The following is an 11,491-nucleotide window of genomic DNA, read 5'->3' as shown; positions in this document are numbered from 1 at the left end:
CTCCTCAGCCCGCGTCGTTCGGCGGCCAGTTCTGGGTGTCGTTGTGATCGGCCCAGCGCAGGAATTCGGAGACCGCGCGGATCTCCTCGTCCGTGAGCTCGAAACGCGGCATCTGGCGGCGGCCCTCGATCCCGGAGGGCTGCGCCTCGATCCAGGCCTTCATCATGTCGAATGCGCCGTCGGGATCGTCATAGACGCCCCAGCGGGTCGCCAGATTGCCAAGCTCGGGGGCGAAATAGGCGCCCTCGCCGTGCAGCGTGTGGCAGTTGATGCAGCTGTTGCGTTCCCAGACGTGCTTGCCGAGCGCGACTTCCTCGGTCAGCGGCAGCGCGGCGGTCGATGTGTTCACGATGTAGCGATGGCTGTGCCAGGTCATGAGGACGAAGACGCCGGCGAAGAACAGCGATCCGCCGTAAAAGACGTTGCGCGCCCGCGCCTTGGTGAGAATCTCGGACATCGCCGTCCTTCCCTCGCTGGTTACCGGTCTTCTCCCGGTACTCCCGCTTTCGGCCGCGCTCGTTGCGATCGCGCAAGGAAGTGCCGTGTCCGCCGCGCCAGTAGGGTTCGCGAGGCACGAAGCAATGACGCGCGACATCGACGATCCCGACCTTCCGCTCGCCGACCTGTTCCGGACCTTTCCCGGCACCGTCCGGGTGTTCTGGAGACGAAGGATGGCCTGCGTGGGTTGCCCGATCGCGCCGTTCCACACGGTCGCGGACGCCTGTCGCGACTATGGACTCGACGAGGCCGCCTTTCGGGCAGAGCTTCGGGCCGCGGTCTCGGAGCCTACTCCGCGGCGCCGCTCAGTACCACGAGACGGTGCGGCGCGGACACGATGACCTGCCGGCGGCCGCCCCGGACGATGCCGTCCCGCTCCCAGGCGGAGAGCAGGCGGCTCACGGTATGCAGCGTGGTCCCGGTCATCTCGGCGATATCGGACCGGGTGACGGGAAAGCCGATCTCGATCCCCTCCACCGTCTTGCGGCCGGACTGATTCACCATGCGCACCAGGGCCGAGGCGACGCGCTGTTCGACCGCCTTCGTCGCGAGCTCGGCGATCCGCTCGTGCAACTCGCCCATCCGCGCGCCGACGGTCCGGTAGGTCTCGGTCGCGAAACCGTCATAGGTGCTGGAGAAGCTGGCCCAGAGGCGGGCTGGCCAGGCGAGGACGATCGACTCGGACGCGGCGATCGCCGTCCCGGGATAGGTGTCGCGGCCGAGGGCCGGTGCGATCCCGAAGAGCTGGCCGGGCGAAACGTGCAGGACGATGATCTGGTCCCCCGTCGGCAGGGTCCGGGTCGCGCGGACGAAACCGTCGAGCAGGAGGAAGAAGCGTTCCGCGGGGAGGCCCTCGCGAAACACCGCCGCGCCCTCCGGATAGCGGCGCGGCGTCGCGAGATCGAGGATCTCACGGATCAGGGGTCGCGCGAGCCTCGAGAAGGGCGGGAGGCTGGCGAGGAGGCTTTCATCGAGTCTGGACACGACCGGTCGCACCCGTGGCTGCGCGTGAATCCGGTACTTAGTCCTGTCGCCGGGAGTGTAAAGCGGCGCCGTGCCGCCAGCGCGGAAAGCGGCCGGGATCAGCCGGCCGCCTCCCTGGGGCCGAGCTCAGCGGCCGCCCGAGCGCATCATGTCCTGCATGATCGTTTCGGTATCGAAGTTCACGCTCGCCTGCCGGGGCGGGTAGTCCTCGAACGACTGGAAGAACTGCTGCACCACCCCCATCGCCGGGGCGAGCGCCCAGGAACGGTTCTCCTGCCACTCGTCGAAGCCGCGCGCCTCATGGAAGCGCTCGAACGGGTCGAGGTCGAGGCGGGTGATGAGCGGCGTGATCAGCTTGTTCTGGACGCCGTTGAACCACTTGTCCTGTTCGGTGAAGAGGAATTTCCATTCACCGTAGCGCATGCCGTGGAAGGTCGTCTCGGTCAGGAAGAAGAACTCCTGCCGGTTGCTCGGACCCGAAGCCGTCAGGATCGGCGTCTGGTCGTAGCCGTCGAGGTGCACGCGGTAGTTCGTGCCGCCGATATCGGCGCCGTCGAGCAGATCCTGCTTCAGGTCCGGCTGGCCGAGCTGGGACATGATGGTCGGCATCCAGTCCTCCATCGTCATGGGCTCGCCCGTCGTGGTGCCGGCGGGGATGACGCCCGGCCATTTCACCATCATCGGCACCTTGAAGCCGCCCTCATAGCCGCCGACGCCCTTCTCGCCCCGGAAGGGCTGGTTGCCGCCGTCCGGCCACGAGTTCGACGCCGCCCCGTTGTCGGTCGAGAACATCACCATCGTGTTCTCAGACAGGCCGAGCTCGTCGATCAGGTCGAGCAGTTCGCCCACGTCGTCGTCCATCTCGACCATGCCGTCGGCATAGACGTTGCCGGTGCCGGTGATCCCGTCGTAGTTGTCGTCGAGGTTCGTCCGGTAGTGCATCCGCGTCGTGTTGTGCCAGACGAAGAACGGCTCGTTGGCCTGCGCCGCCTCGGTGATGAAGCTCTTGGACTGCTCCAGCACATCCTGATCGAGCGTTCGCTGCCATTCCCGCCCGAAATTGCCGAGATCCTCGATCCGCTGCTCGCCGCCGTCCTCGGCGGCGTAGGAATGGATGACGCCGCGCTGCTTGATCCCCGCCTGATCGAAGAGCTCGGTCGGGTAGTCGTCCTGCTCCACGTATTCACCCGCGTTCAGGTGATAGAGGATGCCGTAGAATTCGTCGAACCCGTGCGCGGTCGGCAGGTGCTCGTCGAGGTCGCCGAGATGGTTCTTGCCGAACTGGGCGGTGCGATAGCCGAGCGGCTTCAGCATCTCGGCGAGAGTCGGGTCCTCGGCCTGCAGGCCGATGGGCGAGCCGGCGAGGCCGACCGTCGCGAGTCCGACCCGCAGCGGATACTGCCCGGTGATGAAGGCCGCCCGTCCGGCGGTGCAGGACGCCTGCGCGTAGTGGTCCATGAAGAGCATGCCATCGTTGGCGATGCGGTCGATGTTGGGCGTCCCGCAGCACATCATGCCGCGGTGATAGGCCGAGATGTTCCACATCCCGACGTCGTCGCCCCAGATGACCAGGATGTTCGGGCGAGCCGCTTCCTCCGTCGCCGCGGACTCCTGTGTGGCCGAGGTCTCCTGCGCGATCGCGGTCGTGGACAACAGAGTGAGCGCGAGCGCGCATCCGGAAAATTTTCTGAACATCGCAATGATCCTTCCCTGCGCGCCGATCCTAATGGAATCGCGCGTAAAGCGACTGGCCGCATACTGTCACGGCTTCTGCGATCAGAGCCAGCGTGACCGCCGCCTCCGGCGCCGGTTAATTCCGTCTTCGCAACCGCGAGTGTCGGCGGCGGCCGGCGGATCGCCGATCGCGCGAGAGTACGCTAGAGTACCGGACGCGACGGAGTTTCGGGCCGTCCCGTTTCAGCCCGCCTTGTTCCTCGCGCGCGACCGGGAACTCAGGTTGCCGCCATCGATTCGGCGCAGGGAGATCTCGAGCCGCGCCTCGGCGGCGGAGATTTCCGCGAGCACGCGCTGGGTATAGGCCATGTGCTCCTCGGCGGCGCGGCCGGCGGCGGCGGGGTCGCGGCTCATCACGCCCTCGTAGATCGCCCGGTGCTGCCCGAGCAGGACCTCGCGGACTTCCGAACGGGAATAGAGTTTCTCGCGGTTGTGGAACACGCCCCGGCGCAGCATGCCCGAGAGCGCGTGCATGATCTGCAGGAGCACGATGTTGTGGCTCGCCTCGTAGATCGCGATATGCAGATCGACATCGGCGTCGGCCTCGTCATGCGGATCGGCCTTGTCATGGGCGGCGTCGATTCGCTCCATGCAGCGGCGAAGCCCCTCGCGATCGACGTCGTTCGCCCGCGTCGCCGCGAGCTTCGCCGCCATGCCTTCGAGCGTTCCGCGCAGTTCGAGATAGTCATCGACCACCTCGCCCCGGCTCGACATGAGCTCGATCAGCGGATCGGTGATACTGGTCGCGATGGGCGCGATCACCCGCGCGCCGCTCTGGTCCGCGGTCAAGAGCCCCCGATCCTCCAACAGCTTGATTCCCTGACGCAATGTCGGCCGGGAGACATTGAGCCGCAGCGCCATCTCGCGCTCGGGTAGCAAGGGCTCGCCCGGGCGGAGCGAGCCTTCGAGGATCAGATCCTCGATATGGCGCGCGGTCGATTCCGCCGCGCCCACGCCCTTGATTCCGTCCTTCACCACCTTCGCCTCGCGTTCCGGCCCTTTCGCCGGCACCGGCGTTTCCGGAGCTACCTTACCCGGTGGGCGGGGATCGGTGAAGATATTTTCGTGATTGACGATCATGGTAAAAATAGTTTACCAAGATTTCAGGACGGTTCAGATCGAGAACCGACCGACAAGAAAAAACCGGTGGCCACCGCGCCACGGATGACGGTCGGACGCGGGTGCATGTCCTCGCCCGGGCCGCGAAACGGAGGAAGCCCGGATGATGCCTCGCCCTGGAGTCTCAACCCGTGCCCGGCTCATGCCCGGCACATCGCGCGCGTGGTGGCGGGCATGAGCGCCGCGGAAACGCTGCTCACCGACCTGCGCCGTATCGTCGGACCGTCGCATGTGCTGACCTCTGAGCGTGACACCCGAGGCTATACCCGCGGGTTCCGTTTCGGTTCCGGCAAGGTGACGGCGGTCGTGCGCCCCGGCAGCCTCGTCGAGCAATGGCGCGTCCTGAACGCGGCGATCGCCGCCGGACGGGCGGTGATCTTCCAGGCGGCCAATACCGGGCTCACAGGCGGATCGACGCCCTGGGGCGACGATTATGACCGCGAGATCGTGCTCGTGAGCCTGCGCCGCCTGAAGGGGCTGCATCTGATCGAGGAGGGGCGGCAGGTGGTCTGCCTGCCCGGCGCGACGCTCGACGCGCTGGAAAAGGCGCTCCGCCCGCTCGGGCGCGAGCCGCATTCGGTGATCGGTTCCTCCTGCATCGGCGCCTCGGTTCTCGGCGGCATCTGCAACAATTCCGGCGGCGCGCTGATCCAGCGGGGCCCGGCCTATACCGAGATGAGCCTCTACGCCGAGGTGCGCGAGGACGGCACCGTCGCGCTCGTCAACCATCTCGGCCTGCCGCTCGGCAACGATCCCGAGGAGATCCTCGCGCGCGTCGAGCGCGGCGACCTGCCGAAACCCGACGCGACCGAGGCCTGGGGATCGGACCGCGAATATGTCTCCCATGTCCGCGACGTGGACGCGGCGACGCCCGCGCGCTTCAATGCCGATCCGCGACGGCTCCGCGAGGCGGCGGGCTGCGCCGGCAAGCTCGCGGTCTTCGCGGTGCGGCTCGACACGTTCGAGGCGGAGAAGGACACGGCGGTCTTCTACATCGGGACCAACGATCCCACCGAACTGACGGTGATCCGCCGCGACATCCTCGCGAATTTCGAGACCCTGCCGATCGCGGGCGAGTACATCCACCGCGACGCCTATGACATCGCGGCGAAATACGGCAAGGACACCTTCCTCTTCATCCAGAAGGCCGGGACCGACCGGATGCCCGCCTTCTTCGCCGCGAAGGCGAAGGCCGACGCGGTGACCGAACGGCTCGGCCTCGGCGCCACGCTCACCGACCGGCTGGCGCAGGCGGTGGCGGGGCTCGCGCCGCAGCATCTGCCGAAGCGGATGAACGAGTTCCGCGACCGCTACGAGCATCACCTGCTGCTCCGCATGGGCGGGACAGGGATCGCCGAGGCGCGGAAGTACCTCGCGACGCTCTTCCCCTCGGCGACGGGCGATGTCTTCGAATGCACGGGCGAGGAGGGGAAGGCGGCCTTCCTGCACCGTTTCGCCGTCGCGGGCGCGGCGGTGCGCTACCGCGCCGTCCATCACCGCGAGGTGGAGGATATCGTCGCGCTCGACATCGCGCTCCGCCGCGACGACCGCGACTGGGTCGAGCAACTGCCGCCGGAAATCGACGCGAAGATCGAAAAGAAGCTCTACTACGGCCACTTCTTCTGTCACGTTTTCCATCAGGATTACGTGGTGAGGAAGGGCAATGACTGCCTCGCGCTCGAACACGAGATGTGGCGGCTGCTCGACCGGCGGGGGGCGGAATACCCGGCCGAGCACAATGTCGGCCATCTCTACGAGGCGAAGCCCGCGCTGGCGGGATTCTACAAGTCGCTCGATCCCACCAACAGCCTCAACCCGGGGATCGGCCATACGTCGAAATGCGCGCACTGGCACTGACGGCGCCGCGCCCATCAATCAATTAATCGGATCAACCGGGCGCCGGAAGCCGTCCGGGATTGGAGGAAGAGTATGCCAGCCTTTCTGACGTTCCTGCTCGCATTGTTGCCCATCGCAACGGTATTCGTGCTGCTCGTCGTTCTCGCGCGATCGGCGAAATTCTCGATGTTCGTGGCCTATGTCGTGACCGTGATCACCGCGCTGGTGGTCTGGGGCACCGATTTCGCCAAGGTGGCGGGCGCCACCGTCAATGGCGTGGTGACGGCGGCGAGCCTGCTCTACATCGTCTTCGGCGCCATCCTGATGCTCTACGCGCTCGAGGAAAGCGGCGGTATCCGCGCGATCCGGGGCGGCTTCACCCGGATCTCGCCGGACCGCCGCATCCAGGCGATCATCATCGCCTGGCTCTTCGGCGCGCTGATCGAAGGCGCCTCGGGCTTCGGCACGCCGGCCGCGATCGCGGCGCCGCTTCTCGTCGCGATCGGCTTTCCGGCGATGGCCGCGGTCATGGTGACGCTGATCATCCAGTCGACGCCTGTCTCCTTCGGCGCCGTCGGAACGCCGATTCTCGTCGGCGTCAGGACCGGCCTGCTCGACCAGGAGATCGTCAACCAGACCATCGCGCCGGTGCCCTTCCTCGAATACCTCTTCGGCATCGCCGCCAAGGTCGCGCTGATCCACGGTCTGGTCGGCTTCCTGATCCCGCTCCTGATGATCGGCATGCTGACGCGCTTCTTCGGGGCCAACCGGTCGTTCATGGAAGGTTTCCGGGTCTGGAAATTCGCGCTCTTCGCGGGTCTCGCCTTCACCGTTCCCTACTACATCATCGCCTCGCTGCTCGGGCCGGAATTCCCCTCGCTCGTCGGCGGCATCATCGGCCTTCTCATCGTCATCCCGGCGGCGCGCCGCGGCTTCCTGATGCCGAAGGACACCTTCGACTTCCCGGCGCGCAAGGACTGGGACCCGGCCTGGGTTGGCAAGCTCGACGATCTCGAGGACCACAAGGCCGACGCGCCGATCATGGCGCTGGGCAAGGCCTGGGCACCCTATGTCTTCGTCGTGCTGATGCTCGTGCTCACCCGCACCATCGCGCCGGTCAAGGCGTTCCTGACCTCGCCCGAGATGACGCTCGCCTTGCGTGACCTGTTCGGCTCCGGCATCAATGCGACGGTGCAGATCCTCTATCTGCCGGGCACGATCCTGATCCTCGCCTCGCTCTTCACCTTCTTCCTGCACAAGATGACGGCGAGAGACTATGGCCGGGCGCTCCGCTCCTCTGGCTCGACCATGATCGCCGCCGCCCCGGCGCTGCTCCTCGCCGTGCCGATGGTGCAGGTGTTCCTGAACTCGGCCTCCGAGCGGCTCTCCTCGATGCCGATCGTTCTCGCCGAGGGCGTCTCCGCGCTCACCGGTCAGGCCTGGCCGCTCTTCGCGCCACTGATCGGGGCGATGGGCGCCTTCGTCGCCGGGTCGAACACGATCTCCAACATGATGTTCTCGCTGTTCCAGTTCTCGACGGCGGAACAGATCGGGCTCGGCGCCACCGGCGCGGCGCTCGTGGTGGCGCTGCAGGCGATCGGCGGCGCGGCGGGCAACATGATCTGCGTGCACAACGTCGTCGCGGCCTCGGCCACCGTCGGCCTCGTCGACCGCGAGGGCGAGATCATCCGCAAGACGCTGATCCCGATGGGCTACTACGTGGTGCAGGGCGGGCTGATCGGCACCGCGCTCATCGCCGGCGGGTTCAACATCTGGTGGGTCCTCGCCATCGTCTGGGCGGTCGCGGTCATCGCGCTGATGGCGATGAACCGGGGCCGGGCCCCCGCCCCGGTCACGGCGGGGTAGGGCCATGACAGAGACATCCGGCCCCCGTCTGGCACCCGGCGTCTCCCCCGGCGTTTCCCCGCGGGTCGCCCTGTTCGTCACCTGCCTGGTGGATGCGATGCGACCCCGGATCGGCTTCGCCGCGCTGAAGGTTCTCGAGGAGGCCGGATGTCGCGTCGAAGTGCCGGCCGCGCAGACCTGCTGCGGCCAGCCGGCCTGGAACAGCGGGGACGACGCCGACGCGGCGTCCCTCGCGCGCCAGGTCATCGCGACCTTCGAGCCCTATGACTATCTCGTCGCCCCTTCCGGCTCCTGCGCGGGCACGATCTCGCACGGCTATCCGGAGCTTTTCGCGAAGGACCCCGAATGGGGTCCCCGCGCCCGGGCGCTGGCGAAGAAGACCTGGGAGGTCACGAGCTTCCTCGTCGATGTGATGGGCTACGCGCCGGAGGGGAGGAGTCTCGCCGCCAGCGCGACCTATCACGACAGCTGCTCGGGCCTGCGCGAGCTCGGCGTGAAGGCGCAGCCGCGCAAGCTTCTCGGCGCCGTCGACGGGCTCGAAATGCGGCCCCTAGAAGGCAACGATGTCTGCTGCGGCTTCGGCGGCACGTTCTGCGTCAAGTATCCGGCGATCTCGAACGGGATCGTCGGCGAGAAGGCGGCGGCGATCGAACGGACCGGCGCCGATCTCCTGCTCGCGGGCGATCTCGGCTGCCTGATGAACATGGCGGGCAAGCTCCACCGCGAGGGCTCGAAGGTCCGCTGCTTCCACACAGTGGAGGTCGTCGCCGGAATGGCGGACGGCCCAGCCATCGGAGAACCGGAATGAACGCGGCGGTCCAGCAGGATTTCAAGGCCCGCGCCAAATCGGCGCTCGGCGACCGGACGCTGAAGACGGCGATCGACCGCACCACCGGCACGGCGGAGACCAAGCGCGCCGCGGCGGTGGGCGCCTTCCCGGAATTCGAGGCGGCGCGCGACCGGGGCAAGGCCATCAAGGACCATGTGGTCGCCAACCTCGACCACTATCTCGAAACCTTCGAGCGGAACGCCACCGCCTCGGGCGCCAAGGTGCACTGGGCGGCGGATGACGCGGAGGCGCGCGCCATCGTCGTGCGCCTCTGCCGCGAGGCGGGGGCGAAGCTCGTTACCCGGTCGAAATCCATGCTCGGCGAGGAAATCGGCCTGCCCGACGCGCTCGCCGAGGCCGGAATCGAGCGGGTCGAGACCGATCTTGCCGAGCACATCATCCAGCTCGCGGGCGAACATCCCTCGCATATCATCTGGCCCGCGATGCACCGGACGCGGGAGCAGGTGGCCGTGCTCTTCCGCGAGGGCCACAACCCGCCGCCGAACGCCGAGGACCCGGCCTCGATGGTGATGAGCGCGCGACGTATCCTGCGCGAGAAGTTCCTCGGCGCCGATGTCGGGATCTCGGGGGCGAATTTCCTCGTCGCCGACACCGGTGCCACCTGCACCGTGACCAACGAGGGCAACGCGGAGCTCACGACCACGCCGCCAAGGGTTCACATCGTCACGGCGGGGATCGAGAAGCTGGTCCCCACGACCGGCCATGCCTTCGCGCTGCTGCGCCTTCTCGTGCGGTCGGCGACGGGGGGCGAACTCACGCAGTACACGACCTTCCACCGGGGGCCGAAGCGCCCGGGAGACGCGGACGGGCCGGAGGAGATGCATATCGTCCTCGTCGACAACGGGCGGAGCCGGATGATCCGGGACGAGTTCCGCGAGATGCTGCGCTGCATCCGATGCGGTGCCTGCATGAACCACTGCGTCGTCTATCGCCAGATCGGCGGCCATGCCTATGGCGGCACCTATCCCGGCCCGATGGGCGCGGTACTGACGCCGGTGCTCGACGGGCTCAAGCAGTCGCGCGACCTGCCCTTCGCCTGCACGATGAACGGGCGCTGCGCCGAGGTCTGCCCGGTCCGCATTCCGCTGCCGACATTGCTCCGCGCCTGGCGCGGACGAAGCTGGCGCGAGAATCTGGAGCCGAAGGCGATGCGCGCGGGCTTGGGCCTCTGGGCCTGGCTGGCGCGGCGGCCGGGCCTCTACCGGTTCGCGAGCGGGGCGGGGGTTCGGGCGCTGCGGCTGTTCGGCAAGAGCGGCTGGATCGGGTCGCTGCCGCTCGCGGGCGGCTGGACCGCGTACCGCGACCTGCCGACCCCGGCGAAGAAGACCTTCATGGAGCAGTACCGGGCACGTCAGGAGGGCCGGAAATGAGCGCGCGTGACCGTATCCTGACCGCCGTCCGCGAGGGGCTGGGCAATCCCGCGCGGGACCCGGCGGCGATCGCCGCCGAAGCCGCGGCGCTGCTCGACGACGCGGATGCGATCCGGCCGCGTCTCGTCGCCGGGACGGCGGTCGAGTCCTTCATCGAGAAGTCTACCGCGATCGGCACGACAATCGGCCGCGCGGAGGATCTTTCCGCCGTCCCCGCGGCGGTGGCGGACTATCTCGCCGCGCAGGGGCTCGCGGGTCCCGTCGCGGTGGACGGCGATCTCGCGCCGCTCGACTGGGGCGAGGTCGCGCCGACGCGCGACATCGCGTCCGACGCTCCGGTGGGCGTCGGCCTTGCCCGGTTCGGGGTCGCCGAGTCGGGCTCGGTGGTGATCCATTCGGGCGCGGAAACGCCGATCCTGCTCGCCTTCCTGCCGCTCCATCACGTCGTGGTGCTGCGAACCGCCGATATCCTCGGCCATCTCGAGGATTACGCGGCGCGGATTGAGGCGGAACGCGCGCGGGGCGATGGTCCGGCACGCAACACGATCCTGATCACCGGGCCGAGCGGCACCACCGATATCGAGGGCAGCTACGTCCGGGGCGCGCATGGACCCGGCTTCGTCCATGTGATCCTCGTCGGCTGACGCCCGCGTCGGCGCCTATCCCCGCGGCGCCATCGCCGGCGACTGGCGATAGGCGAGGGCGGCGGCGATGAGCGCTTGCGCCGCCAGCGCGATCGCGGCGAGGTTCTGGTCCGGCGCATCGCCGAGCGTGCCGCTGAGTCGGGTCAGAGCCTCGCCCGGAAAGACCGTGATGGCCCGATCGTTGCGATGATCCTGCCGGAGATGCTAGTGGTTTGACTCCAACGTCATGTCTTCGCGCATCAGAGGACCCGCTTCGGGCCCTTCATCCGCGCGAGCGGGCTGGCCCGCGCCGAGGCGAAGCTGACGCTCGCCAATCTGGCCTTCGACCGCCTTGAGCGCCGCGCAGCCAGGGATGAGCCCGCTTGGGAGGGCGAAAGATCGACGCCGGCTCCGCAGGATCCGGGTAAAGCGTACCTCCGGAAGCCGTCGGTGATGATCAGCGCCAACTCTCTCCCCAAGCCGACGGGCTAATGCGGGTGCCTAGGGTCAGGACTCATAACCAGAAGATGACGGTCGCTGCGATGCGGATGGCACTCATGAATGTGTGGGCGCATCGGTCGTATCGAGTGGCGACGCGGCGCCGGTCCTTG

At 67.8% G+C, this 11,491-nt stretch carries 10 protein-coding genes and 1 pseudogene; 6 read left to right on the top strand and 5 right to left on the bottom strand.

Going from position 1 to position 11,491, the window contains the following annotated elements; translation table 11 throughout:
* Nucleotides 1–4 precede the first annotated feature (4 nt).
* A complete protein-coding gene (locus ACLJK8_RS15860; RefSeq protein ID WP_413151319.1) occupies nucleotides 5–457 on the bottom strand; it encodes a c-type cytochrome in 453 nt (150 codons plus the stop codon).
* Nucleotides 458–581: 124 nt separating this feature from the next.
* Here ACLJK8_RS15860 and ACLJK8_RS15855 point away from each other — a divergent pair, with 124 nt between their 5' ends.
* Nucleotides 582–839 carry a DUF1858 domain-containing protein gene (locus tag ACLJK8_RS15855; protein ID WP_413151318.1) on the top strand — a complete coding sequence of 86 codons (258 nt, stop codon included), beginning with the start codon at nucleotides 582–584 and terminating at the stop codon, nucleotides 837–839.
* On the opposite strand, the gene ACLJK8_RS15850 is transcribed toward ACLJK8_RS15855, so the two are convergent.
* From ACLJK8_RS15850 to ACLJK8_RS15840, 3 genes are all read right to left on the bottom strand, one after another.
* Nucleotides 787–1,482 (bottom strand): Crp/Fnr family transcriptional regulator, encoded by a 696-nt coding sequence (locus tag ACLJK8_RS15850; RefSeq protein WP_413151317.1) that lies wholly within the window; start codon nucleotides 1,480–1,482, stop codon nucleotides 787–789. The genes ACLJK8_RS15855 and ACLJK8_RS15850 overlap by 53 nt on opposite strands.
* A 126-nt stretch (nucleotides 1,483–1,608) precedes the next feature.
* On the bottom strand, nucleotides 1,609–3,177 hold the full coding sequence (locus ACLJK8_RS15845; protein ID WP_413151316.1) for an arylsulfatase: 1,569 nt from the start codon (nucleotides 3,175–3,177) through the stop codon (nucleotides 1,609–1,611).
* A 222-nt stretch (nucleotides 3,178–3,399) separates the two neighbouring features.
* Complete coding sequence (locus tag ACLJK8_RS15840; RefSeq protein WP_413151315.1) at nucleotides 3,400–4,227, bottom strand: FCD domain-containing protein; 828 nt, start codon at nucleotides 4,225–4,227, stop codon at nucleotides 3,400–3,402.
* A 282-nt stretch (nucleotides 4,228–4,509) separates the two neighbouring features.
* On the opposite strand from ACLJK8_RS15840, the gene dld reads away from it, so the two are divergent.
* The 5 genes from dld to ACLJK8_RS15815 all read left to right on the top strand — a co-directional run bounded on the left by dld (nucleotide 4,510) and on the right by ACLJK8_RS15815 (nucleotide 10,901).
* A complete protein-coding gene (dld, locus tag ACLJK8_RS15835; RefSeq protein WP_413151314.1) occupies nucleotides 4,510–6,192 on the top strand; it encodes a D-lactate dehydrogenase in 1,683 nt (560 codons plus the stop codon).
* Nucleotides 6,193–6,264: 72 nt separating this feature from the next.
* Nucleotides 6,265–8,037, top strand: coding sequence for an L-lactate permease (locus tag ACLJK8_RS15830; protein ID WP_413151313.1), 1,773 nt, complete (start codon nucleotides 6,265–6,267; stop codon nucleotides 8,035–8,037).
* Nucleotides 8,038–8,041: 4 nt separating this feature from the next.
* Entirely contained in the window at nucleotides 8,042–8,845 is an 804-nt protein-coding gene (locus ACLJK8_RS15825; protein ID WP_413151312.1) for a (Fe-S)-binding protein, read from the top strand.
* A complete protein-coding gene (locus ACLJK8_RS15820; RefSeq protein WP_413151311.1) occupies nucleotides 8,842–10,257 on the top strand; it encodes a LutB/LldF family L-lactate oxidation iron-sulfur protein in 1,416 nt (471 codons plus the stop codon). Before ACLJK8_RS15825 ends, ACLJK8_RS15820 begins: the two co-directional genes overlap by 4 nt.
* Nucleotides 10,254–10,901, top strand: a complete 648-nt coding sequence (locus ACLJK8_RS15815) for a LutC/YkgG family protein (RefSeq protein ID WP_413151310.1) — start codon at nucleotides 10,254–10,256, stop codon at nucleotides 10,899–10,901. The genes ACLJK8_RS15820 and ACLJK8_RS15815 overlap by 4 nt, the downstream gene beginning before the upstream one ends.
* 493 nt (nucleotides 10,902–11,394) lie before the next feature.
* Here the strand turns inward: ACLJK8_RS15815 and ACLJK8_RS15810 are convergent.
* Nucleotides 11,395–11,491: pseudogene (locus tag ACLJK8_RS15810) on the bottom strand (IS5/IS1182 family transposase); the annotation flags it as partial.

Origin of the sequence: Amaricoccus sp. W119, assembly GCF_047275745.1 — a bacterium.
Classification (GTDB): domain Bacteria; phylum Pseudomonadota; class Alphaproteobacteria; order Rhodobacterales; family Rhodobacteraceae; genus Amaricoccus.
Note: the sequence above shows the minus strand (reverse complement) of the source record. Positions and strands in the feature narration are given on the sequence as shown.

What these genes read in the sequence shown, in the direction of transcription:
- dld (WP_413151314.1), top strand. Translation starts at nt 4,510, where the DNA reads ATGAGCGCCGCGGAAACGCTGCTCACCGACCTGCGCCGTATCGTCGGA.
- ACLJK8_RS15860 (WP_413151319.1), bottom strand. Translation starts at nt 457, where the DNA reads ATGTCCGAGATTCTCACCAAGGCGCGGGCGCGCAACGTCTTTTACGGC.
- ACLJK8_RS15815 (WP_413151310.1), top strand. Translation starts at nt 10,254, where the DNA reads ATGAGCGCGCGTGACCGTATCCTGACCGCCGTCCGCGAGGGGCTGGGC.
- ACLJK8_RS15820 (WP_413151311.1), top strand. Translation starts at nt 8,842, where the DNA reads ATGAACGCGGCGGTCCAGCAGGATTTCAAGGCCCGCGCCAAATCGGCG.
- ACLJK8_RS15855 (WP_413151318.1), top strand. Translation starts at nt 582, where the DNA reads ATGACGCGCGACATCGACGATCCCGACCTTCCGCTCGCCGACCTGTTC.
- ACLJK8_RS15830 (WP_413151313.1), top strand. Translation starts at nt 6,265, where the DNA reads ATGCCAGCCTTTCTGACGTTCCTGCTCGCATTGTTGCCCATCGCAACG.
- ACLJK8_RS15825 (WP_413151312.1), top strand. Translation starts at nt 8,042, where the DNA reads ATGACAGAGACATCCGGCCCCCGTCTGGCACCCGGCGTCTCCCCCGGC.
- ACLJK8_RS15845 (WP_413151316.1), bottom strand. Translation starts at nt 3,177, where the DNA reads ATGTTCAGAAAATTTTCCGGATGCGCGCTCGCGCTCACTCTGTTGTCC.